Source organism: Streptomyces sp. NPDC005496, assembly GCF_042872045.1.
Classification (GTDB): Bacteria; Actinomycetota; Actinomycetes; order Streptomycetales; family Streptomycetaceae; genus Streptomyces.
In genome coordinates, this window is sequence record NZ_JBIAJQ010000003.1 from 496,526 (window position 1) to 519,671 (window position 23,146).

Consider the following 23,146-nt stretch of genomic DNA (forward strand, 5'->3'; position numbering starts at 1 on the left):
GCGAATACGGGTTTTCACAAAGAGGTACGCAACCGGCCATGACGGAGGGGGCGCACGCCGTCGAATGCGCCGTGGAGCGCCGGTTGAGCCTACGTCGAGCGGCGCCGGAGCAGCGCGCGAGCAGGCCCGGGAACCCGGCCGGGACCCCACGCGCGAGAAAGGCCAGATTCCAACTGCCCTGAGGACAGGCACCACTTGACGACCGGCGGCCCCCAGCCCCGCATGAACGCGACCGCCAACGGCTTCCCATCCGTACGCACGTGACCGTCAGCAGGCCCCCGCCCGCGCCGCGCAGGACCACCGACGGACCCCCGCCTGTACGAACGTGACCGCCGCCGGCCTCCCGCTCCGCACCGCACGAACGTGACCGCCGACGGACCTCCGCCCGTACGAACGCTGAAAGGCGCCGGACTCCCGCCTCACGGCGCGGACTTGGGCGACCGTCGGGCTCCCGCCACGCGCCGCACCTGCGCCGCCGGACAGGCAATCCGTCGCGGCCCTGCCCCTGGGCACGACGACCGCGGCCCTCGCGCCCGGGGAGGGGCGGCTACTTCACCGGCAGGTGGTACGCCACCCGGTAGCGGTCCGCCGGTACGACCACGTCGGCCGTCTCGACCGGCCGCCCCGACGCGTAGTACGTCCGCTGGACGACGAGGACGACGTGGCCGGGGACGCCGCCCAGCGCGAGGAGTTCCTCGGCGAGGCCGGGGCGCGCGCCGACCTCCTCGGTCACGTTGTCCACGATCACGTCGATGGCGGCCATGCGCTCGACGACGCCCATGCCGCCGAGGGGTCCCTCCTCGGGGAGCATGACGGGGGTGCGGCCGGTGACGGCGAGCGGCTCCCACGAGGTGGAGAGCATCATCACCTCGCCGGCGTCCCGGAAGACGTACTTGGTGCACATGACGCGGTCGCCGGGCTTGATGGCGAGCCGCTCGGCGATCGCGCTGTCGGCCTCCGTCTGCTTACTGTGCGACTCCCACGTGCCGCGCGCGGAGGACTCGGCCTGCTCCTGGCGGAAGGGGGTCGCGCCGCTGTCCGGGCGGTACCCGGAGCGGGCGACGCGGCGCGGCACGGGCCGCTCGCGCACATAGGTCCCGGAGCCGGAGCGGCCCTCGACCAGGCCCTCGGCCATCAGCACCTTGCGTGCCTCCAGGGCGACGGTGTCCGAGACGCCGTACTCCTCGCGGATGCGGGCCTGGGAGGGGAGACGGGTGTGCGGGGGAAGTGAACCGTCGACGATCTTCTTACGGAGATCACCCGCGACGCGCAGGTACGCCGGCTGCTCACCGAATGTCACTGGCCGCTCCCATCAGGTTGTACAGACAGCAACAGCGTGGCAACCGTGGGTTCTCTCGTGCAAGCAAAGGCCAGAGAATCACTCGATGTGATGACATGCGGCCCGCGAGGGCTTTACGCAGGCACTTTCTCCCCGCTATGGCAGCGATCACACCTCCGCGTCGTCACCGTCTCCCCCGCCGACCCCGTCGCCGCCGTCCCCCAGGTACTCCGGCGGCGTGGTGTCGAGCCCCAGGGCCTTGCGTGCCGTGACCGTCCGGTGGGGGTCGATCAGCTCGGCCCCCTTGTCGTAGTGCCGTTGGAACGCGTCGGCGTCCCGGGCGCCGGCCGCCTTCGCCCACTCCTTCCGCGCCGCCTCGATGTCGTCGACGAGTGCGGCCACGGGCTTCGCCGCCCCCGGCTCGAAGGTGTGGCCGCGCAGCAGTTCCGCCTGCTCCGTGAGCGCGTCCGACACCCGGTCCGCCCACTTCCGGTGACCGGGCAGGTCGTCCTCGACGTACTCCTCGGGCGCCGTGTCCATCGCCGTGTTGAGCACGCGCGCAGCTTCCAGGTAGGCGAGCTGGTCCGCGTCGAGGGTGGTGGCGTCGTTGCGCAGCGAGCCGGTCAGGCTGCGCTTCTCGTCCATGTTCCCGAACATGCAGGTGATCTCGCGGTCGCCCACGCGCCAGCTCTGCCGGGTGGGCGTGAAGTAGTAGACGTCCACGTCGTCCGGGACGGCCCAGGTGTCCATGGCGTACCGGTCCTGAAGCGCGTAGCACTTGGTGTCGGCGATGTCGTTGATCCTGTCCTCGCCGGGGTAACTCTCCTGCTGCATGGTGAAGTTGGCGAACACCTCCGCGTCGTGCCTGCCCGTGCACGGCACCCGGTCGACGTCGTACGCGTAGCCCTCCAGGGAGCCGTCCGGCGCGTCGAAGCACTCGCCCTCGTCGACGGAGAAGGTGACGCCGGACCCGCCGGCCGCCGCGTCCCTGAACCCCTCCTGGAAGTCCGCCCAGAAGCCGCCGAGGGAGCCCAGCACGATCAGTACGAGACCGAGCGACGACATGACCATGCCGCCCACCGCCAGACCCGTGCCCCGCTCGCCGCGCTTCTTGATCTGGCGGAGCGCGACGATGCCGAGGACCAGTCCCACGGCGGGCAGGAAGCACAGGATGCCCAGCACGAGGGCCGCGATCGCCAGGCCGTTCACGGGCGCCGGACGGTTGTAGGGCGAGTACCCCTGGCCCCAGGTGCGGTACGGCAGCTGCGGGTACGGGCCCTGCGCGTGAGGCGGCGGGTACGGACCCTGCGGCTGCTCGGGCCCGGGCGGCGGGGGTATGGCCACTAGTACCTTGCTCCTCGTGCGGGATGTACGGACGGCCGAGCGCCTGTCGTACGGCTGGGCGAATGGTAAGCGGGACGCGGGCGGGGGCGGTATGCGCACGACGAAGGCGACGATCCGGGCGGTCAACGGCCTCACCGCCCGGTGGGCCGAGACCGTGTCCGGCGCCACGGTGTTCTCCGCGGCCGGGGTCTGGCCCCTGCTGGGGTTCCTCGCCGACGGCGCCGGCGGGGCGGCCCGGGCGGAGCTGTCCGAGGCCGTCGGCCTGCCCGCGGACGAATGCGCGCTCCGGGCCCGGGAGTTGCTGGGCGCGCTGGCGGAGGTGCCGGGAGTCGCGGCGGCGCTCGGGCTGTGGACCGACCGCACGCTGGAGCTGCGGGAGGCGTGGGAGGCCGGGCTGCCCGCGGGAACGCACGGGGTCCTCACCGGCGTCGGGGACACCGACCGCGCGGCCCTGGACGCCTGGGCGGCGAAGCGGACCGACGGGCAGATCCGCCGAATGCCCGTCACCCTCACCGACGGTACCGAGTTGGTGCTCGCCGGCGCGCTGACCCTGCGCACCGACTGGTACCGGCCCTTCGAGGAGTCCTTCCTGTGCCCGGAGACGGGGCCGTGGCGCGACCTCGTGCTGAAGGGACTGCGGCGCACCACCGCCCTGCTGGACCGTGTCGGGGTGGCGGACACCCCGCACGGCGCGCTCACCGAGCTGAAGGTCCTCGGCACCACCGGCGTCGACGTCCATCTGCTGCTCGGCGAGGAGGGGACGGCCCCCGGCCGGGTACTGGGCGAGGGGGTGCGCCTGCTCGCGGGTGAGCGGACGGTCGTACCGGGCCACCGGCTGCCGTACGGCGAGGCGGGTCCCGGTGTGCGGGTGGAGCGCGAGCGCTGCGAGACGCCGCGACCGCCGTCGCTGGAGGTCGACACGGTGCCGTTCGCCCTGTCCGGCGAGCACGATCTGCTGCGGCTGCCGGAGCTGTTCGGTCTCACGACGGCGCGGGAAGGGCACTTCCCCGGGATCAGCGCCCGGCCGCTGTGCGTGGGTTCGGCCCGGCAGTCCGCCACGGCGTCGTTCGGCGCCCTCGGTTTCCGGGCCGCGGCGGTGACCGCCGTGGAGATGCTCGCGGCAGGGGCGCCGTCCACGCCGCGTCACTTCACGACGACCGTCCACGCCGGGTTCGACCGGCCCTTCGGCTTCCTGGCGGTACACCGCCGCTCGCGCCTCGTCCTCGCGGCCGGCTGGGTCGACGACCCGGAACCGTTCCGCGAGGACGAGGAGTGCTACTGAGGCCGGCGAGCCGTCAGAACTGCAGGGCCCAGGCGTCGATCTTCCCGGTGTCCGCAGCCGCGTTGTCGCTCACGCGCAGCTTCCACGTGCCGTTGGCCGCCTCGGAGGAGGCGTTCACCGAGTACGTGGTGTCGATGTTGTCCGAACTGCCGCCCGTCCCGTACGCCTTGAGGGTGTACGCCGAACCGTCGGGGGCGATCAGCTGGACCTGGAGGTCGCCGATGTACGTGTGCACGATGTGCACCTCGACGGACAGCGCGGCGGGCGCGTTGCCCGTGACGCCGCTGACGGTGACCGGGGACTCGACCGTCGTGTTGTCGGCGATCGCGTAGTCACCGGTGTTCTCGAAGCGCGGTCCGGGCGGGGTCGTCGTACCGCCGCCGACGTTCAGGAGGCGGTTGGGCGAGCCGGTGCCGGGGCTGGTGACGACGCCGGTGGAGGCGGCGGCGACGAGGCCCGAGGCGACCTGCGCGGGCGTGGAACCGGGGTGGTCGGCCAGGTAGAGAGCCGCCGCGCCCGTCACGTGCGGGGTCGCCATCGACGTACCGGAGATGGTGTTCGTCGCCGTGTCGCTGGTGTTCCACGAGGAGGTGATCGACGACCCCGGGGCGAAGATGTCCAGCGCGGAACCGTAGTTGGAGAAGCTGGAGCGGGCGTCGGACGACGTGGTCGAACCGACGGTGATGGCCTCGGCGACCCGCGCGGGCGAGTAGTTGGAGGCGTTCGCGTTGTCGTTGCCGGCGGCCACGGCGAAGGTGACGCCGGAGGCGATGGCGTTGCGCACGGCCGTGTCGAGCGCGCTGTCCGCGCCGCCGCCGAGCGACATGTTGGCGACCGAGGGCCCGCTGTGGTTGCGGGCCACCCAGTCGATGCCGGCGACGACCTGGGCGGTCGTCCCGGAGCCCGAGTTGTTGAGCACGCGGACGCCGACGATCTTCGCCTTCTTGGCCACGCCGTACGCGTTGCCGGCCACCGTGCCCGCGACGTGCGTGCCGTGGCCGTTGCCGTCCTGGGCGGTGTTGTCGTTGTCGACGGCGTCGTAGCCGTAGGAGGCACGGCCGCCGAAGTCGCTGTGGGTGATCCGGACGCCCGTGTCGACGATGTAGGCGGTCACACCCTGCCCGGCGCTGTCGGGGTAGGTGTACTTGCTGTCGAGCGGCAGGGCCTTCTGGTCGATGCGGTCCAGGCCCCAGGAGGGCGGGTTGGTCTGGGTCGCGTTGATGTGGAAGGTGCGGTTCTGCACTACGGAGGCCACGGCCGGGTCGGCGGCGAATCGTTTCGCCTCAGCCGGGGTCGCCTCGATGGCGTAGCCGTTCAGGGCCTTGGTGTAGGTCCGCTCGATCTCGGCGCCGTAGGTCCTGGCGAGGGCCTTGCCCCGGGCGGAGGACGACTTCGCGGCCTGCGGGTCCAGGGTCACGATGTAGCTGTTCGCGACCGCGTCGGCGTCGCCGGCGTACTGGATGCGGCCCTCACGGGCGGGGGCGGCGTTCGCGGGGAGCGCCGAGACGATGCCGAGTACGAGGGCCGCGGCTGCCGCGCCGGCCAGTCTTCGGCGGGTGTGACGCATCACTGCCATCTGAGGGTTCCTCTTCGATCGGTGGTGCGCTGGTGGGGGATGGTGCACGAACCGAGACGACAGGGGCATGACAATCTGCTGTGGCTTCCCTGTGCGTCAGCCGAAAGATTGAGGCTCCCACAGGAATTGCACAAGGGTCCTGCAGGGCCGTAACGCGAGTGCCATATGCCCGTCATGACAGACCGTCACCAACCGGTCGATCTAACCTGCGTTCATGACACCCTTGCCGGATTGTTTCTGCCCCACGGACGGCACGCGCGTCCCCGCCGGATCGCTCGCCTGGTGCTGCCCGAGCTGCGGCGGCCCGCTGGATCTGGACTTCTCCCCGACGCCCGCGACCCTCAAGTCCCTTGCCGGACGGGTGAATTCGCTCTGGCGTTACGCGGAGTGCCTGCCGCTGGCCGCGCCGACGGTCAGCCTCGGCGAGGGCCGCACCCCTCTGGTGCCGCTCCGTGACGGCGTCTCGGCCAAGCTCGACTTCCTCATGCCGACCCTGTCGTTCAAGGACCGCGGCGCCGTACTGCTCGCCGAGCTGGCGCTGCGGCTGCGGCCCCGGCGGGTGCTCGCGGACAGCAGCGGCAACGCGGGCACGGCCGTCGCCGCGTACTGCGCGCGGGCCGCGCTGCCCTGCACGGTGTACGTCCCCGCGGCGACCTCGCCGAAGAAGCTGGAGCAGATCGAGGCGCACGGCGCACGGCTGCACGTCGTCGACGGCGACCGCGAGGCCACGGCGGCGGCGGCCCGGGAGGCGGCGGACGACCCGGAGACCTTCTACGCCTCCCACGTCTTCAACCCGTACTTCCTGCACGGAACGAAGACCTACGTCCACGAACTGTGGGAGGCCCTCGACGGACGCCTCCCGGACATCCTGGTCGTGCCGGTCGGCAACGGCACGCTGCTCCTCGGCGCCGCGCTCGCCGTCGCCGAGCTGCACGCGGCGGGCTTCATCGACCGGCGGCCCGCCCTGTACGCGGTCCAGTCCGCCGCGGTGGCGCCGCTCGCCCACGCCTGGGCCGAGGGCGCGGACGACCTGGTCGGCGTCACGGCCGCGGCGCCCACCTTCGCGGAGGGCATCGCGATCCCCCGGCCGCCCCGGGCCCGCCAGATCCTGCGCGCGGTACGGGAGTCGGGCGGAACCTTCCTCACGGTGACCGACGACCAGATCCGGCACGCGCAGACGGACCTGGCGTCACAGGGGCTGTACGTCGAGCCGACGGGGGTCGCGTGCTGGGCGGCCGTACGGGAGGAGCAGCTCGGCGCACGCACGGCGGTGGTGCCGCTGTGCGGGGCGGGGGCGAAGACGGGGCTGGCCCGGGGGTAGGGGGCGGGGGTGAGGGATCCGGTCGCGGGGCGGCTCGCCAGGGGGGGCGGGGGCTAGGCCGGGAGCGGGAGCGCCTGTGGGCGGGGGCGCCGAGGGCGGGAGGGCCGGGAGCGGGAGCGCCGGGAGCGGGAGCGCCGAGGGCACGAACGCCTACGGCGGAGGTGGCGAGTGCCCGCGGGCGCGGAGGCTCATGGCCCGTGGGCGGCTACGGACGGCCGGGGGCCCCCGGGGGGGCGCGGCTACGGACGGCCGGGGGGGGGCGGGGGCGGCTACGGACGGCCGGGGGCGGGAAGCCCGGGGGCGGGAGCGGCTGCGGCGGAGGCGGTGGGTCCTGGGCCCGGGGGCTCAGGGGCGCTCCTTCTCCAGCAGGTCGACGCAGCGGCCCAGCAGGCCGATCAGCGCCTCCCGCTCCTCCTCCGTGAACTCGGCCGCCAGCGCCCGCTCGACGCGTACCGCCCGTACGTCCGCGTCGGCCATGACGGCCCGCCCCTCGTCGGTGAGGCGGGTCTCCAGCACGTTCCGGTGCCACTCGTGCGGGGTGCGCTCGATGTAGCCGCGGTCCTGGAGGTTCTTCAGGACCGTGTTCATCGTGGGCGGGGTGACTCCGCACAGGCGGGCCAGCGCGGCGGCCGAGATACCGGCGTTGGCGCTGAGGTGGAGCAGCGCCCCGTACTGCGCGACGGTGAGGCCGGCCGGCTTGAGGACGGCGGTCTTCGTCGCGTTGAGAGCCTGCTCGGCCCGCTTGATGTGGGAGCCGAGGCGCTCGGCCGCGGGCATGGACGTCATCCCCGCATCGTATCGGCGACATGACGGTAAGCCCCAGGTCAACGCTAAGTACCTTGACGAGCATTAGGGCTCTAATCTAAGTTCGCACTCGTTTCGCAGCGACTTCTTCCCAGACGCCGACCGAGAGGCACCGTCGTGTCCCGTTCGATCCAGCGCCGCACCTTCCTGACCGCCGCCGCGCTCACCGCGGCGGCCACCGCGACCTCCGTACCGTCCGCGGCCACCGCCGCGTCCCGCTCCTCCGCCGCGCGCGTGACCACCGCGTACGAGCTCCCGGGTGACCGCGTCTACCCCGAGGGCATCGCCGCCGACCCGCGGACGGGCCACCTGTACGTGGGCTCGTACGCCACCGGCGCCGTCTACCGCACCACACCCGGCCACCGCACGGCCGAGGTCTTCCTCCCCGCCGGCGCCGACGGCCGCACCACGGCCAACGGACTGAAGACCGACCGCGCCGGCCGCCTCTGGGTGACCGACTCCACGACCGGCGTGGACGTCTACGACCTGCGCACCCGGACCCTGCTGGCCCGCTTCGACGTGCCCGGCGACGCCCCGCGCATGGTGAACGACCTCGCGATCACCCCGGACGGCAGCGCCTGGCTGACGGACAGCCTGCGCGAGGTCGTCTACCGCGTGACACCGGCGGAACTGGCACGGGCGACCGCGCACGGCGGGCGCGCGGTGCTGACCACCGCGTACGAACTCGGCGGCGCCCTCACCCCGCACGCCCCCGGCGCCTACACCCTGAACGGCATCGTCGCCGCCGGCCGCTACCTGCTCACGGTCGACATGACGGCGGGCACCCTCCACCGCGTCGACCTCGCCACCGGCGCCATACGCACCGTCGCGCTGTCCGGCGGGGACCTGCGGCACGCCGACGGACTCGAACTGGTCCACGGCACCCTGTGGGCGGCCCACAACGCGAGCAACACCATCACCCGCTGGCGCCTCTCGCGCGACGGCACGGCGGCCCGCCTGGAGCGCAGCGTCACCGACGCCTCGCTCCAGATCCCGACCACCCTCGTACGGCACGACGGCCGCACGCTCGTGGTCCGTTCACAGTTCGACCAGGGCGGTCCGATGGGACCGGGCACACCCAGTACGCCGTTCACCGTGGCCCAGGTGCACGGCATCTGAGCCCGCTGTCAGCCGCCGGTCACGACCGCCAGCCGCTGCTGCTCCTCCTCCACCAGACGGCGGGCGAGCCGGTCGTCCGAGACGTCGACCGCGTCGGGCGTCGCCTCCGCCACGTCACTGCGGCGGGCGTAGGCGTCGAACAGCCGGTCCTTGTTCTTCAGGATCTCCAGCAGCCGCTCGTCCACGCTGTCCGCGGCGAGCAGGCGGTGCACCTGGACCGTGCGCACCTGGCCCATGCGATGGGCGCGGGCCACGGCCTGGTGCTCCAGGGTCGGCTTGACCTGCGGCTCGCACAGGATCACCACGGACGCCGCCTGGAGGTTGAGGCCGACGCCGCCCGCCTCGATCTGGCAGAGCAGCACCGCGTGCCCGTCGGCCGCCGCGAACTCGTCGACCATGAGCTGCCGGCGGCCGGCGGGCACCGACCCGGAGATCGGCCCGAACACGTCCTCGCCCAGGGCGGCGTGGACGGTCGCGAGCACGTCCCGGAAGTACGAGAACACGACGACCTTCAGCCCGTTCTCCGCCGCCTCCGTCACCAGCTCGCGCAGCCGCTGGAGCTTGGCCGACCCCTCCGCGTCGGCGTACGCGGCCCGCCGCATCGCCATGAAGTTCCCCGCCTCGACGGCCTCGCGGTAGGCCCTGCGGTCCGCGGTGCCGAACTCCTCCCACTCGTCCACCTCGACCAGCGCGGGCAGTTCGGTCAGGACGTCCCGCTGGTTGCGGCGGAGGTAGGCGGGCGCGACCGACCTGCGGAACGCGTGCGGTCCCGCGACCGCGTCGCTCGCGTGGATGCCGGGCACCAGCTCGGGCCGCAGATGGCGCACCAGGCTGCGGAACTCCCCCACCCGGTTCTCCATCGGCGTACCCGTCAGGAAGAGGACGCGGTCGCAGTACGCGGTCCAGGCGGCGACGGCCCGGGAGCGGCGGGTCTCGGGGTTCTTCACGTAGTGCGCCTCGTCGACGACGAGCATGCCGGGCCTGGCACCGGCGGGCGTGAGGGCCGGCCGCGCCGCGCCGGGGGCTCCCCCCGACCGCGCCCGGCCCGAACCCCTGGACGGCCGTGGCACCCCGGCGCCCCTGGACCGCGCACCGCCACCCCGCCGTCCGGTCCCGGTCGAGCCGTCCGCCTTCTCCGTCGCCGCCGTGCCGTCCGCCTCCTCCGCCACCGTCACCCCGTCGGCGGCGGTGAGGGTGTGCAGGACGTCGAAGGTGGTGATCGCGACGCCGCCGCGCTCGCACCACTCGGCGTAGGCCTCGCGGCGGTCGGGACCGTGCACCGGCAGGGCGCGCAGGGTGCTGCGCGCGCGGATCTCACGCGTCCAGTTGATCAGCACGCTGGCGGGGCACACCACCAGGAAGTGGCTCTGCCCCCGCGCCGCGAGATGCGCCAGCGCGGCGATCGCCTGGACCGTCTTGCCGAGCCCCATCTCGTCGCCGAGCACGACCCGGCGCTGGGCGAGGGCGAACCGGGCGCCGAAGGACTGGTAGCCGCGCAGCGACACCCGGAGATGGGTGTCGTCCAGCGCCTGGGCGTGCACGCGCTCGGCGACCTCGGACGGCAGGAAGCCCTCGGCCGCCGCGACGTCCGGCGCCTGGTCCGAGACCTCGGCGAGCTGGCTGTAGTAGTCCGCGGAGCGCAGCTCGAAGTCGACCCACGCCTCGATGTCGGTGGCCGGTTCGCGCAGCAGGTCCGTCGACGCCTGGGCGAGCAGCAGCCGCAGACCGCGCGCCCTCGCGTCGGCCGTCAGCTCGCGGAGTTCGGTGATCGCCGCGAGGGCGCTGTCCCGCCCGTGACGCCCGGCGAGCGCCATGCGCAGCCGACCTACCGCGGGGCGGGCGGCGGGCAGCAACGCACCGAGCCGCTCGTCAAGCCGTCCCGCCGCGTCCACGGCCCGCCGCAGCTCCGGGCCCGCCTCGACGAGCCTGCGCAAGGCGACGACCAGGGCGGTGGTGCGGGGCTCGGGACGGTCCACGTCGATGCGTACGGAGACGGTCTCCTCGACCGCCCTGGCGATCTGGCGGGCGGCGGCGAGTGCCTGGTCGGCGGTCTGCGCACCGACTCCGGGGATCTGCCGCAGCTCGTAGCGGCTCGCCTCGTGCACCGCCCGCACGGAGCCGAGTCCGGCCGCCTCGATCGCCCCGAGGCGCAGCCGGCCCTCGGTGACGTCCTTCAGCCGGGAGACGGGGATGGACTCCAGCTCCCCCGCGACGAGTTCGGCCCGCAGCGGCACCAGGGCCGACCGTACGGCTTCCAGGGCACGGGCGTGATCGGCGAGGACGCCGCGCGCGGCCTCGTACAGCCGCCCGCCCTCGGCGAGCAGTTCCCTGGCCCGGCGCCCCACGGGCGGTTCCGCCCGCTCCTGGGCCCGCGAGCCGCTCGCGCCCAGCACCGCCAAGGGCCCGCCCGCCGCCTCGTCGACACCCGCCATGACGCCCCTCGCACACCGATCCGTCCACCCTGACCGCCCCGACCCGCGCAGTCTTCCACGCCCCACCGACAACGGACCGCCGAAAGGGAACGGGACCGGCACCACGTGGGAAAAGGACCCGACTCCAAGGAGTCGAGCCCTCCCGACCTGCACCCCTGCCACCCCAGCAACCTGGCGGCCACCCGCTACACGTTGAACCGGAACGATCAGCGCAGCGCTCCGACCCGCAGAAACGACCCCCCGGAGTCCCCATCCAGCACCGATCCGGCACTCTGCAGAGAAACCCATGGCGCACCGGCGGGACCTGCCGCGAGACTGCGCAGGTGAGCGACTCCTGCCCCTGTCCCTGCTGCGGGCACCGCGTGCTGGACGCGCTGCCCGGCTCGTACGAGATCTGCCCCGTCTGCTTCTGGGAGGACGACGGGGTCCAGTTCCGCTGGCCGACCATGAGCGGCGGCGCGAACAAGGTCTCCCTGATCGAGGCCCAGCGGAACTACCAGGACTTCCGCGCCTGCGACCAGCGCAGCCGGCAGTACGTCCGCCCGCCGGCTGAGGACGAGCCCCTCGACCCCGTCTGGCGCCCGATCGATCCGGCACGGGACTCCTTCGAGGACTGGGCGGCCGAGGACCGCGCCCCGTGGCCCGACGACCGCTCGGTGCTCTGCTGGTGGCTCCCCACTTTCTGGCGCCGGGACTGCACCGCGTCATGACCTCCCACATCGAGACACTCGTCCAGCAACTCGACGGCCAGGCCGACGAGTCCTACGACGCCCGCGCGGAGCTGATCTGGATCGGCACCGACGCCATATCCGCCGTCATCAAGGGCCTGCCTTCGCTCGGCGGCTTCGGCCAGCTGACCGCCATCGAGGTCTTCGAGGAAATGGGCGACCCCCGTTGCGGCCCCGCCCTCATCGGCCTGCTGGACAGCGACAACCCGACCGTCCGCGAATGGGCGGCCATGGCCCTGGCGAGCCTGGAGATCGACGGCGCGGTCGAACCCCTGCGCCACGCCTACCGCGCCTGCCTGGAACGGGCGACCCCACCGGACTGGAGCGAGCCCGTCGGCATCCGCTGGGCCCTGACCGAACTCGGCGCACGCACCCCTGTCGTCCCACCGCTCACGGCACGCCTACGCCCCACCGCTGCGGACGACGCCCCCGGCTGGCCTTCCGCCCTCTTCGCCGAGATCATCGACGACCTGGCCGACCACGCTCAGGTGATCCTCTACTCCCAGTTCTGGCGAGTGGACGCCGGTCGCACGTACAGCGTCTCCGGCCCCGGCCTGGACTGGGAACTCGACTGGACCGCGCCCTGGGAACACCTGGTCGAGGAGTCCCGCACCTGGTCGCTGCTGGAAGCCTCCGAAGCCCCTGCCGACGACAACATCTTCGTCGCCCCTACCTGGATCGACCGTACGGATTTGTACCCGGAGAGGTGGTGTCCTCCTCGTCCTCGGTGAGTCCACCCATCGCGTCAGGAGCCGGCGTCACTACGCCCGCCTGCCGATCAAGCACGCGGGACCGTGCAGACGGTCTCGGCGGGAAGACTGGTCACCCCCGGTAATGATCTCGTGGCCCCTGCCTCGTCGAGTCGCTACGGTTGGGCCATGACCGCACTGCCCGACTGGATGCGCCCGCCGCGCGCGGAAGGCTGGTTCGCGGAGGACCTGGACCGCCTCCCCGAGGCACCCCGCCACACCGAGCTGATCGACGGAGCCCTCGTCTTCATGATGTCGCCCCAGCGCTCCTGGCATGGCCGCCTCGTCACCGCCCTGACCACCACACTCATGGCGCAGGCACCGGCCGGCTTCGAGGTCGAGCGGGAGATGACGATCCGCCTCGATGCCCGCAACCGCCCCGAGCCGGACCTCCTGCTGACGGACCTGCCCTATGACCCCGACCGAACCTGGTACGCCCCGGAGGACGTGAAGCTCGTCGTGGAGGCGGTCTCCCCCGAGTCCGCGCATCGCGATCGCACAGTAAAGCTCCGCAAGTACGCGGAGGCCGGCATCCCGCACTACTGGTGCATCGAGGACGAAGGCGGCGCTCCCGTCGTCCACGTCTACGAACTCGACGAACCGACCGGCGCCTACGCGCCTGCCGGCATCTTCCGGGGCAGCCTGAAGCGCCCCGTGCCTTTCGAGATCAGCCTGGATCTCGACAAGCTCACCCCGCCGCGGAGCGATTGAAGTCAGCTCCGATTCAGCACGGGAACGCAGAAGGGGCCGGGCTCGCCAGAGCCCGGCCCCTTCTGACCTCACGTCTGCCGAAGCACCTGGCGCGCTTCGGTGAACCGATCACACGTTGAAGCGGAACTCCACCACGTCCCCGTCCTGCATGACGTAGTCCTTGCCCTCCATGCGGGCCTTGCCCTTGGCGCGGGCCTCGGCGACCGAGCCGGTCTCGACCAGGTCGTGGAAGGAGATGACCTCCGCCTTGATGAAGCCCTTCTGGAAGTCGGTGTGGATGACTCCGGCGGCCTCGGGGGCGGTGGCGCCCTTCTTGATGGTCCAGGCGCGGGATTCCTTCGGGCCGGCCGTGAGGTAGGTCTGCAGCCCCAGGGTGGCGAAGCCGACCCGGGCCAGGGTGGTGAGACCCGGCTCCTCGGCGCCGACGGACTGGAGGAGCTCCATGGCGTCCTCCTCGTCGAGCTCGGCGAGGTCCTGCTCCAGCTTGGCGTTCAGGAAGATCGCCTCGGCCGGGGCGACCAGCGCGCGCTGCTCGTCCTTGAAGGCGTCGTCGGTCAGCTCGTCCTCGTCCACGTTGAAGACGTAGAGGAACGGCTTGGTGGTCAGCAGGTGCAGGTCGTGCAGGAGCTCCTCGTTGCCGGAGCCCTGGACGATGCCCGCGGAGAAGAGGGTGTCGCCCCGCTCCAGGATCTCCTTGGCCTCCTCGACCGCCTTGACCTTCGGCGCGATGTCCTTCTTGATGCGCGACTCCTTCTGGAGGCGCGGCAGGACCTTCTCGATGGTCTGGAGGTCGGCGAGGATCAGCTCGGTGTTGATCGTCTCGATGTCGTCCTTCGGCGAGACCTTGCCGTCGACGTGGACGACGTTCTCGTCCTTGAAGGCGCGGATGACCTGGCAGATCGCGTCGGACTCACGGATGTTCGCGAGGAACTTGTTGCCCAGGCCCTCGCCCTCCGAGGCGCCCTTCACGATGCCCGCGATGTCGACGAAGTCGACGGTCGCCGGGAGGACGCGCTGCGAGGAGAAGATCTCGGCCAGCTTCGTGAGGCGGGGGTCGGGGACGCCGACCACGCCCACGTTCGGCTCGATCGTGGCGAACGGGTAGTTGGCCGCGAGCACGTCGTTCTTGGTCAGGGCGTTGAACAGGGTCGACTTGCCGACATTGGGCAGACCGACGATTCCGATCGTGAGCGACACGTTGCGACTTCCCGTACGAGAGGATGGGCGGCACGGCCTACGTGGTGAGCGGGCCGATCCACCAGTCTACGGCGTGCGGGGCCTCGCACCGGCGACGTATCGAACGCATGGCCAAGGTCTGTCCGTCGGCGTGTCCCAGGGGCCATTCCACACATAAAACGACCTAAGTTGGTCCGGTGGAGCAACACAGGACGCGCCCCCCGCAGCCCAGGACCCGACGAGGCACGCCCCTGCCCCCGCAGACGGGGCGGGGCGGCTCGGCCGCGGGCCGCCCCGGCCGCACCCCGTCCGCGGGGCGCGGCACCGCCGTACCGAGGGGTGCGGCCGGCGCCCCCCGGGGCGGCAACGGTGTCCAGCGGAGCGCTCCGGGCGCCCGGCGCCCCGTGTCCCCGCTGGTGCACGCGGTACGGCGGATGCCCAACCCGCGTCTCACCGGGCTCGGCAGCGGACTGTTCTGCGGGGCGCTGATGTTCGCGCTCGCCTGCCTCGACCAGCTGCTGTTCGGGGCGTCCCTGACGGTCTACGGCGTGCTGTTCCTGCCGGTGTGCGCGGTGACGGCCGTCTGGGTGCGGCGCGGCGACCTCGTCACGGCGCCGGTCGTCGTGCCGATCGCGTTCGCGTTCGGGCTGCTGCCCGTCGCCGACGGGGGCGGGGGCTTCGGCGGGCACGTGATGGGGCTCGTCACCGCCCTCGCCACGCAGGCCGGCTGGCTGTACGGCGGGACGCTGGTCGCGGGGCTCATCGCGACCGTGCGCAAGGCGCGCCAGATGACCCGCCGGGCCGCCCGGCGCCGTCCCCATGCCCCGCGGGCCACCACCGCCCCGGCCCGCCGCCGCCCCACCGCCTGAACCGCACCCCGGGTGGCCGGGAGCCCGCTCGCGCGCGGACCATCGTCCGCCACAGCCCGCCGCACCCCGGCACAGGGCACGCTCTCATCCGTCGCGGTGCGCGCTCGCGCGCGGTGACCGTCGTCCCCGCAGCCCGACGCACGGCACGTCCTCGTCCCTCGCGGTGCGCGCTCGCGTGGTGATCGTCGTCCGCCACAGCCCGGCGCACGGCACGCCCTCGTCCGCCGCGGACCGCACGCGCACGCGGAGACCGTCGTCCCCGCAGCCCAGCGCACGGCACACCCTCACCCGCCGCGGAGCCCGCTCGCGCACGTGCCCGTGGGCCGCCACAGCCCGGCGCACGGCACGTCCTCACCCGCCGCGGAGCGCGCTCGCGCGCGGTGACCGTCGGCCGCCGGGCGGGGGACCGTCCGACGCGGACGGTCCCCCGCGCCCGAGGGCGCCGCTACGCGTGCTCGGCCGCCCGCATCGCCGCGCCGACGATGCCCGCGTTGTTCTGCAGGGCCGCCGGGACCATCTCCGCCTTGATGCCCTCGATCAGCGGCAGGAACTTGTGGGCCTTGCGGCTGACGCCGCCGCCGATGATGAAGAGGTCGGGCGAGAAGAGCATCTCGACGTGCGCCAGGTACTTCTGGACGCGGGACGCCCAGTGCTCCCACGTGAGGTCGTTGTCCTCCTTGGCCTTCGTGGAGGCGCGCTTCTCGGCGTCGTGGCCGTGCAGCTCCAGGTGGCCCAGCTCCGTGTTCGGCACGAGGGCGCCGTCGACGAAGAGGGCGCTGCCGATGCCCGTGCCGAAGGTGAGCATGATGACCGTGCCCTCGCGGTCGCGGCCCTGGCCGAAGCGCATCTCGGCGACGCCCGCGGCGTCGGCGTCGTTCAGCACGGTCACCGGGAGGCCGCCCAGCCGCTCGCCCAGCAGGGCGCGCGCGTCCGTGTCGATCCAGTGCTTGTCCACGTTGGCCGCCGTACGGATCGTGGAGCCGCCGGTGACCACCCCGGGGAACGTGATCCCGACGGGGCCGGTCCAGCCGAAGTGGTCCACGACCTCCTTCACGCCGTCCGCCACCGCGTCGGGCGTGGCCGGGTGCGGGGTCAGCACCTTGTAACGCTCTTGGGTCAGCTCGCCCTGATCCAGGTCCACCGGGGCGCCCTTGATCCCGGACCCGCCGATGTCCACACCGAAGATCTGCATGGCTCTACGTTACGTCGTACGACTGACAGTCACTCCTCGGCCCCGGACTTCCCGGGAACCGTCACTTCTGCGCGGTGCGCTCCGCGACGAGGGCGGCGGCCTCCGCGCGCAGGTCGCGGCGCAGCTCCTTCGGCAGCGAGAAGGTGATGGACTCCTCGGCGGCCTTGACCAGCTCGACGTCCTCGAAGCCCTGGCCGGCGAGCCGCTCCAGGACCTGCTCGACCAGCACCTCCGGGACGGACGCGCCCGAGGTGACGCCGACGGTGCTGACGCCTTCCAGCCACGCGTCGTCGATCTCGTCGGCGAAGTCCACCAGGTACGCCTCACGGGCTCCGGCGAGCTTGGCGACCTCGACGAGGCGCTTGGAGTTGGAGGAGTTGCGCGAGCCGACCACGATGACCAGTTCGGCCTCGGCGCCCATCTGCTTCACGGCGAGCTGACGGTTCTGCGTGGCGTAGCAGATGTCGTCGCTGGGCGGCGAGATGAGCTGCGGGAACTTCTCCTTCAGGGCGTCGACGGTCTCCATCGTCTCGTCCACCGACAGCGTGGTCTGGGAGAGCCAGACGACCTTGGACGGGTCGCGGACCTCGACCTTGGCGACGTCCTCGGGGCCGTCGACGAGGGTGATGTGGTCGGGCGCCTCGCCGGAGGTGCCGATGACCTCCTCGTGGCCCTCGTGGCCGATCAGGAGGATGTCGAAGTCCTCGTCGGCGAACCGGACGGCTTCCTTGTGCACCTTGGTGACCAGGGGGCAGGTCGCGTCGATGGTGGCGAGCTTGCCGCGGGCCGCCTCGTCGTGGACGGCCGGGGCCACGCCGTGCGCCGAGAACATGACGATGGAGCCCTCGGGGACCTCGGCCGTCTGTTCGACGAAGATGGCGCCCTTCTTCTCCAGGGTCTGCACCACGTACTTGTTGTGGACGATCTCGTGCCGGACGTAGATGGGGGCCCCGTACTGCTCCAGGGCCTTCTCGACGGCGATCACGGCGCGGTCCACACCCGCGCAGTAGCCACGGGGGGCGGCGAGCAGGACACGGCGGCCAGACGAAGCGGTCATGGAGACCATCGTAAGGCCGCGACCGGCGGGTCGAAGATCGCCTCCGCGGTGACAGCGGGAAAGGATCGGGCGGGGGCGGGACCAGAGGCGACGCTCGGGAGGCACGGATGTCCGACACGCAGACCACGGCCGGCGCGACGGGTGACGCCGGGGAGGAACGCGGGCTGCGGCGCAGTCTGGGCTTCCGGGACCTGGTGGTCTACGGGCTGCTGTTCATCGCCCCGATGGCGCCGGTCGGTGTCTTCGGCACGCTCGACGCCCGGTCGCACGGCGCGGTCGCGCTGGTGTACGTCGTCGCGACCGTCGCGATGGCGTTCACCGCTTTCAGCTACGCCCAGATGGTGCGCGTGGTCCCCCAGGCGGGTTCCGTGTTCGCCTACGCGCGCGCGGGGCTCGGCAGCGGGGCGGGCTTCGTCGCCGGATGGATGGCGATGCTGGACTACCTGCTGATCCCGGCGGTGGCGTACCTCTTCTCGGGGATCGCGATGAACGCGCTGGTCCCGGACGTCTCCCGGTGGGTGTGGACCGCTCTCGCCGTGGTCGTCACGACCCTGCTGAACCTGTGGGGCGTACGGACCGCGGCTCGGGTGGGCTTCCTGGTGCTGGCTATGGAGGTCGTGGTCCTCCTCGTCTTCGTCGTGTCGGCGGTCGTCGTCCTCGCGCGCGACGGGGCCCAGCGCGGCTGGCTGTCCCCGCTGACCGGCGACGGTTCCCAGGGCGCGTTCACGCTGTCGGCGGTCATCGGCGCCGTGTCCATCGCCGTGCTGTCGTACCTGGGCTTCGACGCGATCGCCTCCTTCGCGGAGGAGGTCACGGGCGGTGCGCACAAGGTCGCCCGCGCGGTGCTGCTCTGTCTGGCGCTCGCGGGTGTGCTCTTCGTGGCGCAGACGTACCTGGTGGCGCTGCTGGAGCCGGTGTCGTCCGCCGAGCTGGCCGCAGATCCGGTCAAGCAGGGGTCCGCCTTCTACGACGCCGTCGACTCCTCGGTGGGCGGCTGGCTGCACAACCTGGTGGCCGTGAGCAAGGCGATCGGGGCGGCGTTCGCGGCGCTCGCCGGACAGGCGGCGGCGGGCCGGCTGCTGTTCGCGATGTCCCGCGACCGGCGGCTGCCGCGGGCGCTGTCGAGGACCGACGACGGGGTGCCGCGGGCGGCGCTGCTGTGCGCGGCCGTCATCACGCTGATCGCGGCGGTGTGGGCGGCGCGGCGCGACGACGGCCTGGACCGCCTGGTGTCGGTGGTCGACATCGGGGCGCTGACCGCGTTCACGCTGCTGCACGCGAGCGTGGTGGGCTGGTTCGCGCTGCGCGGCAGCGGGCCGGCCATCTGGTGGCGACACGTCCTGATGCCGGCGATCGGCGCCGCGATCACCGTCGCGGTGATCGTCGAGGCGTCCGGTACGGCACAGGTGGTGGGCGCGATCTGGCTGGTGATCGGGCTGGTGGTGCTGGTCGCCCAGCGCGGCAGGACACCGGCGCCCCGCGGGTGACCGGGCCGGGACGGGGCACGGGCCGGTGAGGCCGCCGGCGTTGTCGGTCCCGGCCGTTACGCTCGGGCGCATGGCTCTGAACACGTCCGCGGACGCCCCGCTGCCCGTCGGTGAGGTGTCGCGGCTCATCGGAGGGTGGATCGACCGGCTCGGCGCGGTGTGGGTCGAGGGGCAGATCACCCAGCTGTCGCGACGCCCCGGCGCGGGCGTCGTCTTCCTGACGCTGCGCGACCCCTCGCACGACATCTCGGTGGGCGTCACCTGCTACCGGCAGGTGTTCGACTCGGTGGCCGACGTGGTGAGCGAGGGCGCGCGCGTGGTCGTCCTCGCCAAGCCGGAGTGGTACGCGCCGCGGGGCCAGCTGTCGCTGCGGGCCACCGAGATCAAGCCGGTGGGGGTCGGCGAGCTGCTGGCCCGGCTGGAGCAGCTGAAGAAGTCCCTGGCGGCCGAGGGCCTGTTCGCGGCCGGGCGCAAGAAGCCGCTGCCGTTCCTGCCGCAGCTCGTCGGGCTCGTCTGCGGGCGTGCCTCGGCGGCCGAGCGGGACGTCCTGGAGAACGCCCGGCACCGCTGGCCCGCCGTCCGCTTCGAGGTGCGCAACGTCCCCGTGCAGGGGGTGCACGCGGTGCCGCAGGTCGTCCAGGCGGTGAAGGAGCTGGACGCGCTGGACGACGTGGACGTGATCATCGTGGCGCGGGGCGGCGGCAGCGTGGAGGACCTGCTGCCCTTCTCGGACGAGCAGCTGGTGCGGGCGGTGGCGTCCTGCCGTACGCCCGTGGTGTCCGCGATCGGGCACGAGCCCGACACTCCCCTGCTGGACTACGTGGCCGACCTGCGCGCGTCCACGCCGACCGACGCGGCCAAGAAGGTCGTCCCGGACGTCGGCGAGGAGTACGAGCGGGTGCGGTTCCTGCGGGACCGGGCGCGGCGGGCCGTGCAGTCCTTCGTCGACCGCGAGGAGCGCGGCCTGGCGCACGCGCTGGCCCGCCCGTCGATAGAGGATCCGCACCGGATGGTGGACGAGCGCGCGGACCAGGTGGGTTCGCTGCTGGACCGCGGCCGGCGCTGCCTCGGGCACCAGCTGGACCGGGCGGACTCCGAGCTGACGCACACGCACGCGCGCGTGGTGGGCCTCTCCCCCGCCGCCACCCTCAAGCGGGGCTACGCGGTGCTCCAGAAGTCCGACGGCCACGTGGTGCGCGCGCCGCAGGAGGTCGCCGCGGACGAGCCGCTGCGGGCGCGGGTCGCCGAGGGTGAATTCACGGTACGAGTCGATGCATAGGGTGGGCGCATGACCAGCAAGGTGGACGAGGCTCTCGGGTACGAGCAGGCGCGGGACGAGCTGATCGAGGTCGTACGGCGCCTGGAGGCGGGCGGGACGACGCTCGAGGAGTCCCTGGCGCTGTGGGAGCGGGGCGAGGAGTTGGCGAAGGTGTGCCGGCGCTGGCTGGACGGGGCGCGGGCGCGTCTGGACGCCGCGCTTGCCGAGGAGGACGGCCCCGAGGACGGGACGGACGGGGAGTAGTCCCCTCATCACTCCGTGGTTGTGAGGCGGATCACCACGGACCCGTTTTTGTTGAACCTTGAACTTCTTCCGCGTACTGTCGGAGACGTCAGCCGATCCGACGGATCCGACGCACGTCTCGAAAAGGTTCTTCTTTCATGTCTCTCGTTCTTGACCCCGCCGCCCAGGACCTGCTGTTCCGCGAGGCCCGCACCGCGAACACCTTCACCGACGAGCCGGTGACCGAGGAGCAGGTCCAGGCGATCTACGACCTGGTCAAGTACGGCCCGACCGCCTTCAACCAGTCGCCGCTGCGCATCACCCTGGTCCGCTCCGCCGAGGCCCGCGCCCGCCTGGTCCCGCTCATGGCCGAGGGCAACCAGCCGAAGACCGCCACCGCCCCGCTGGTCGCGATCCTCGCCGCGGACAACGAGTTCCACGAGGAGCTGCCGCAGCTCTTCCCGCACTTCCCGCAGGCCAAGGACGCGTTCTTCTCCGAGCGCCCGGCCCGTGAGGGTGCCGCCGCGCTGAACGCCGCCCTCCAGGCCGCGTACTTCATCATCGGCGTCCGCGCCGCCGGCCTGGCCGCGGGCCCGATGACCGGCTTCGACTTCGCCGGCGTCCAGAAGGAGTTCCTGGACGACGACCACACCCCGCTGATGATCGTCAACATCGGCAAGCCGGGCGACGACGCCTGGTTCCCGCGCTCCCCGCGCCTGACGGCCGAAGAGGTCATCACGACCGTCTGATCCGTCCCGCGTACGCGAAGGGCCCCCGGCGACGCGCCGGGGGCCCTTTCCGTGTCCGGAGCCGGACCGAGGTCAGGACGTGCGCAGGGCCCCGGCCATCTTCGCGAGCCCGGTGAACGACGCCGTGCCGGTCACCACCGTCGTGGAGCCCTTCTCCTTCAGCACGAGCGCGTCGTAGTGGTCGCCCTCGTACCGCTGCCACGTCCGGTCGCCGATGCGCTGCGTCTTCGGCGTCTCCTCGGCACCCTGGCTGGCGTCGTCGATGAAGGCGGCCGGCCGCTGCGTGGACTGCTCGACCGCCACGTACTCGCCGTCCGGGGCGTGGTAGCCGAGGTGCCAGGCGTCGAACTTCTCGCCGTCGAACCGCACGGACGTCGCCTTCCAGGCCGTCGGCAGGCCCTGGGGCGCCGCCACCGGGTAGGCGGCGGCGCGGCGGGCCGTGCTCAGCTCGACGGTGTAGTCGACGCGCTTGACCGGGGGCTCGGAGTCGTCGTGCGGGACGAAGACGTAGATGAAGCCCGCGACCAGACCGATGAAGCCCAGGGACAGAACCATGTCCCGGACCGTCTGCTTGCCTTTCATACCTGCCACGCCCCCTATCGTCGCAGGTGCAGTGGTCTGCTCATCCGTGGGCCCCCCTGCTCATTTTGTCTGCCTGACGATAGAGTCGGGGCACACCCTCATCCGGCCGTCGTCGTATCAGAAAGGTGCGCTCCGATGACCGAGCATCACTTGCCGTCCGAACTCGAGGTCCCCTCAGAGGCCCCCGACCGCAACCTCGCCCTGGAACTCGTCCGGGTCACCGAAGCAGCCGCGATGGCCGCGGGCCGCTGGGTCGGCCGCGGTGACAAGAACGGCGCCGACGGCGCCGCCGTACGGGCCATGCGGACCCTCGTCTCCACCGTCTCCATGAACGGCGTCGTCGTCATCGGCGAGGGGGAGAAGGACGAGGCCCCGATGCTCTTCAACGGGGAGCAGGTCGGCGACGGGACGGGCCCCGAGTGCGACATCGCCGTCGACCCGATCGACGGCACCACCCTGACCGCGAAGGGCATGAGCAACGCCATCGCGGTGCTGGCCGCCGCCGACCGCGGCACCATGTTCGACCCGTCCGCGGTCTTCTACATGGACAAGCTCGTCACCGGTCCGGAGGCCGCCGACTTCGTCGACATCAACGCCCCCGTCTCGGTGAACATCCGCCGCGTCGCGAAGGCCAAGCGCTCCACGCCCGAGGACGTCACGGTCGTCATCCTGGACCGGCCGCGGCACGCCGGGATCATCGACGAGATCCGCGAGACCGGCGCCCGCATCAAGCTGATCTCCGACGGCGACGTCGCGGGCTCGATCCTGGCGCTGCGCGAGGGCACCGGCATCGACCTGCTGCTCGGCATCGGCGGCACGCCCGAGGGCATCATCTCGGCCTGCGCCGTGAAGTGCCTGGGCGGCACCATCCAGGGCAAGCTGTGGCCCAAGGACGACGAGGAGCGCAGCCGCGCCGTCGACGCGGGCCACGACCTCGACCGGGTCCTCTACACCGACGACCTGGTGTCCGGCGAGAACGTCTTCTTCGTCGCGACCGGCATCACGGACGGCGAGCTGCTGCGCGGGGTGCGGTACCGCGCGGAGACGGCCACGACCGAGTCGATCGTGATGCGCTCCAAGTCGGGCACGGTCCGCCAGATCACCTCGGAGCACCGGCTGAGCAAGCTGCGGGCGTACAGCGCGATCGACTTCGACCGCGCCAAGTAGCGGGCCCGCGCGGCCCGTTGG

Annotated in this window: 21 protein-coding genes; 12 read left to right on the forward strand and 9 right to left on the reverse strand. The window is 72.4% G+C overall.

The window, feature by feature from the left end; translation table 11 throughout:
• Nucleotides 1-547: 547 nt before the first annotated feature.
• Both ACFYQQ_RS10920 and ACFYQQ_RS10925 read right to left on the reverse strand, forming a co-directional pair.
• Nucleotides 548-1,300, reverse strand: coding sequence for a GntR family transcriptional regulator (locus ACFYQQ_RS10920; RefSeq protein ID WP_355787643.1), 753 nt, complete (start codon nt 1,298-1,300; stop codon nt 548-550).
• A gap of 147 nt (nt 1,301-1,447) precedes the next feature.
• A complete protein-coding gene (locus ACFYQQ_RS10925) occupies nt 1,448-2,623 on the reverse strand; it encodes a DUF4190 domain-containing protein (protein WP_356171771.1) in 1,176 nt (391 codons plus the stop codon).
• A gap of 91 nt (nt 2,624-2,714) precedes the next feature.
• Between ACFYQQ_RS10925 and ACFYQQ_RS10930 the strand changes: the two genes are divergently transcribed.
• Nucleotides 2,715-3,905, forward strand: coding sequence for a serpin family protein (locus ACFYQQ_RS10930; RefSeq protein ID WP_356171873.1), 1,191 nt, complete (start codon nt 2,715-2,717; stop codon nt 3,903-3,905).
• A gap of 13 nt (nt 3,906-3,918) precedes the next feature.
• Here the strand turns inward: ACFYQQ_RS10930 and ACFYQQ_RS10935 are convergent, their stop codons facing one another.
• Nucleotides 3,919-5,481 (reverse strand): S8 family peptidase, encoded by a 1,563-nt coding sequence (locus ACFYQQ_RS10935; RefSeq protein WP_355791126.1) that lies wholly within the window; start codon nt 5,479-5,481, stop codon nt 3,919-3,921.
• A 214-nt stretch (nt 5,482-5,695) separates the two neighbouring features.
• Here ACFYQQ_RS10935 and ACFYQQ_RS10940 point away from each other — a divergent pair, with 214 nt between their 5' ends.
• A complete protein-coding gene (locus ACFYQQ_RS10940; RefSeq protein WP_355791129.1) occupies nt 5,696-6,802 on the forward strand; it encodes a pyridoxal-phosphate dependent enzyme in 1,107 nt (368 codons plus the stop codon).
• Nucleotides 6,803-7,147: 345 nt separating this feature from the next.
• On the opposite strand, the gene ACFYQQ_RS10945 is transcribed toward ACFYQQ_RS10940, so the two are convergent.
• Complete coding sequence (locus tag ACFYQQ_RS10945) at nt 7,148-7,588, reverse strand: MarR family transcriptional regulator (protein ID WP_356238200.1); 441 nt, start codon at nt 7,586-7,588, stop codon at nt 7,148-7,150.
• 135 nt (nt 7,589-7,723) lie between these two features.
• Here ACFYQQ_RS10945 and ACFYQQ_RS10950 point away from each other — a divergent pair, with 135 nt between their 5' ends.
• The gene (locus tag ACFYQQ_RS10950) at nt 7,724-8,725 is read left to right on the forward strand and encodes an SMP-30/gluconolactonase/LRE family protein (RefSeq protein WP_388904229.1); all 1,002 of its coding nucleotides are present in this window, start codon (nt 7,724-7,726) and stop codon (nt 8,723-8,725) included.
• A gap of 8 nt (nt 8,726-8,733) precedes the next feature.
• On the opposite strand, the gene ACFYQQ_RS10955 is transcribed toward ACFYQQ_RS10950, so the two are convergent.
• On the reverse strand, nt 8,734-11,157 hold the full coding sequence (locus ACFYQQ_RS10955) for a DEAD/DEAH box helicase (RefSeq protein ID WP_355784603.1): 2,424 nt from the start codon (nt 11,155-11,157) through the stop codon (nt 8,734-8,736).
• Nucleotides 11,158-11,480: 323 nt separating this feature from the next.
• On the opposite strand from ACFYQQ_RS10955, the gene ACFYQQ_RS10960 reads away from it, so the two are divergent.
• The 3 genes from ACFYQQ_RS10960 to ACFYQQ_RS10970 all read left to right on the forward strand — a co-directional run bounded on the left by ACFYQQ_RS10960 (nt 11,481) and on the right by ACFYQQ_RS10970 (nt 13,345).
• Nucleotides 11,481-11,867 (forward strand): CPCC family cysteine-rich protein, encoded by a 387-nt coding sequence (locus ACFYQQ_RS10960; protein WP_355784605.1) that lies wholly within the window; start codon nt 11,481-11,483, stop codon nt 11,865-11,867.
• Nucleotides 11,864-12,616 carry a HEAT repeat domain-containing protein gene (locus ACFYQQ_RS10965; RefSeq protein ID WP_355784608.1) on the forward strand — a complete coding sequence of 251 codons (753 nt, stop codon included), beginning with the start codon at nt 11,864-11,866 and terminating at the stop codon, nt 12,614-12,616. Before ACFYQQ_RS10960 ends, ACFYQQ_RS10965 begins: the two co-directional genes overlap by 4 nt.
• A 147-nt stretch (nt 12,617-12,763) precedes the next feature.
• A complete protein-coding gene (locus ACFYQQ_RS10970) occupies nt 12,764-13,345 on the forward strand; it encodes a Uma2 family endonuclease (RefSeq protein ID WP_355784611.1) in 582 nt (193 codons plus the stop codon).
• 108 nt (nt 13,346-13,453) lie between these two features.
• Here ACFYQQ_RS10970 and ychF read toward each other — a convergent pair whose 3' ends face one another.
• The gene (gene ychF / locus ACFYQQ_RS10975; protein ID WP_355784614.1) at nt 13,454-14,542 is read right to left on the reverse strand and encodes a redox-regulated ATPase YchF; all 1,089 of its coding nucleotides are present in this window, start codon (nt 14,540-14,542) and stop codon (nt 13,454-13,456) included.
• Nucleotides 14,543-14,718: 176 nt separating this feature from the next.
• On the opposite strand from ychF, the gene ACFYQQ_RS10980 reads away from it, so the two are divergent.
• The gene (locus tag ACFYQQ_RS10980) at nt 14,719-15,390 is read left to right on the forward strand and encodes a DUF6542 domain-containing protein (RefSeq protein WP_356171754.1); all 672 of its coding nucleotides are present in this window, start codon (nt 14,719-14,721) and stop codon (nt 15,388-15,390) included.
• A gap of 445 nt (nt 15,391-15,835) precedes the next feature.
• Here ACFYQQ_RS10980 and ppgK read toward each other — a convergent pair whose 3' ends face one another.
• Together ppgK and ACFYQQ_RS10990 are read right to left on the reverse strand one after the other, a co-directional pair.
• Nucleotides 15,836-16,582, reverse strand: a complete 747-nt coding sequence (ppgK, locus tag ACFYQQ_RS10985) for a polyphosphate--glucose phosphotransferase (protein ID WP_388904235.1) — start codon at nt 16,580-16,582, stop codon at nt 15,836-15,838.
• A gap of 61 nt (nt 16,583-16,643) precedes the next feature.
• Nucleotides 16,644-17,648 carry a 4-hydroxy-3-methylbut-2-enyl diphosphate reductase gene (locus ACFYQQ_RS10990; RefSeq protein WP_355789348.1) on the reverse strand — a complete coding sequence of 335 codons (1,005 nt, stop codon included), beginning with the start codon at nt 17,646-17,648 and terminating at the stop codon, nt 16,644-16,646.
• A gap of 98 nt (nt 17,649-17,746) precedes the next feature.
• Between ACFYQQ_RS10990 and ACFYQQ_RS10995 the strand changes: the two genes are divergently transcribed.
• The 4 genes from ACFYQQ_RS10995 to ACFYQQ_RS11010 all read left to right on the forward strand — a co-directional run bounded on the left by ACFYQQ_RS10995 (nt 17,747) and on the right by ACFYQQ_RS11010 (nt 21,376).
• Nucleotides 17,747-19,126: an APC family permease gene (locus ACFYQQ_RS10995; protein WP_356238197.1), complete on the forward strand. Its 1,380-nt coding sequence runs from the start codon at nt 17,747-17,749 to the stop codon at nt 19,124-19,126.
• A 70-nt stretch (nt 19,127-19,196) separates the two neighbouring features.
• A complete protein-coding gene (gene xseA, locus ACFYQQ_RS11000; protein ID WP_355780912.1) occupies nt 19,197-20,405 on the forward strand; it encodes an exodeoxyribonuclease VII large subunit in 1,209 nt (402 codons plus the stop codon).
• Between the two features lie 9 nt (nt 20,406-20,414).
• Entirely contained in the window at nt 20,415-20,648 is a 234-nt protein-coding gene (locus tag ACFYQQ_RS11005; RefSeq protein WP_355780915.1) for an exodeoxyribonuclease VII small subunit, read from the forward strand.
• Nucleotides 20,649-20,785: 137 nt separating this feature from the next.
• The gene (locus ACFYQQ_RS11010; protein WP_355780917.1) at nt 20,786-21,376 is read left to right on the forward strand and encodes a malonic semialdehyde reductase; all 591 of its coding nucleotides are present in this window, start codon (nt 20,786-20,788) and stop codon (nt 21,374-21,376) included.
• 72 nt (nt 21,377-21,448) lie between these two features.
• On the opposite strand, the gene ACFYQQ_RS11015 is transcribed toward ACFYQQ_RS11010, so the two are convergent.
• Nucleotides 21,449-21,967, reverse strand: a complete 519-nt coding sequence (locus ACFYQQ_RS11015) for a DUF4245 domain-containing protein (RefSeq protein ID WP_355780918.1) — start codon at nt 21,965-21,967, stop codon at nt 21,449-21,451.
• A gap of 126 nt (nt 21,968-22,093) precedes the next feature.
• Here ACFYQQ_RS11015 and glpX point away from each other — a divergent pair, with 126 nt between their 5' ends.
• Nucleotides 22,094-23,125 carry a class II fructose-bisphosphatase gene (gene glpX, locus ACFYQQ_RS11020; RefSeq protein ID WP_355780921.1) on the forward strand — a complete coding sequence of 344 codons (1,032 nt, stop codon included), beginning with the start codon at nt 22,094-22,096 and terminating at the stop codon, nt 23,123-23,125.
• The last annotated feature ends 21 nt before the right edge of the window (nt 23,126-23,146 follow it).

What these genes read in the sequence shown, in the direction of transcription:
- ACFYQQ_RS10930 (WP_356171873.1), top strand. Translation starts at nt 2,715, where the DNA reads ATGCGCACGACGAAGGCGACGATCCGGGCGGTCAACGGCCTCACCGCC.
- ACFYQQ_RS10935 (WP_355791126.1), bottom strand. Translation starts at nt 5,481, where the DNA reads ATGGCAGTGATGCGTCACACCCGCCGAAGACTGGCCGGCGCGGCAGCC.
- ACFYQQ_RS10940 (WP_355791129.1), top strand. Translation starts at nt 5,696, where the DNA reads ATGACACCCTTGCCGGATTGTTTCTGCCCCACGGACGGCACGCGCGTC.
- ACFYQQ_RS10945 (WP_356238200.1), bottom strand. Translation starts at nt 7,588, where the DNA reads ATGACGTCCATGCCCGCGGCCGAGCGCCTCGGCTCCCACATCAAGCGG.
- ACFYQQ_RS10955 (WP_355784603.1), bottom strand. Translation starts at nt 11,157, where the DNA reads ATGGCGGGTGTCGACGAGGCGGCGGGCGGGCCCTTGGCGGTGCTGGGC.
- ACFYQQ_RS10965 (WP_355784608.1), top strand. Translation starts at nt 11,864, where the DNA reads ATGACCTCCCACATCGAGACACTCGTCCAGCAACTCGACGGCCAGGCC.
- ACFYQQ_RS10970 (WP_355784611.1), top strand. Translation starts at nt 12,764, where the DNA reads ATGACCGCACTGCCCGACTGGATGCGCCCGCCGCGCGCGGAAGGCTGG.
- ppgK (WP_388904235.1), bottom strand. Translation starts at nt 16,582, where the DNA reads ATGCAGATCTTCGGTGTGGACATCGGCGGGTCCGGGATCAAGGGCGCC.
- ACFYQQ_RS10990 (WP_355789348.1), bottom strand. Translation starts at nt 17,648, where the DNA reads ATGGTCTCCATGACCGCTTCGTCTGGCCGCCGTGTCCTGCTCGCCGCC.
- ACFYQQ_RS10995 (WP_356238197.1), top strand. Translation starts at nt 17,747, where the DNA reads ATGTCCGACACGCAGACCACGGCCGGCGCGACGGGTGACGCCGGGGAG.
- xseA (WP_355780912.1), top strand. Translation starts at nt 19,197, where the DNA reads ATGGCTCTGAACACGTCCGCGGACGCCCCGCTGCCCGTCGGTGAGGTG.
- ACFYQQ_RS11005 (WP_355780915.1), top strand. Translation starts at nt 20,415, where the DNA reads ATGACCAGCAAGGTGGACGAGGCTCTCGGGTACGAGCAGGCGCGGGAC.
- ACFYQQ_RS11010 (WP_355780917.1), top strand. Translation starts at nt 20,786, where the DNA reads ATGTCTCTCGTTCTTGACCCCGCCGCCCAGGACCTGCTGTTCCGCGAG.
- glpX (WP_355780921.1), top strand. Translation starts at nt 22,094, where the DNA reads ATGACCGAGCATCACTTGCCGTCCGAACTCGAGGTCCCCTCAGAGGCC.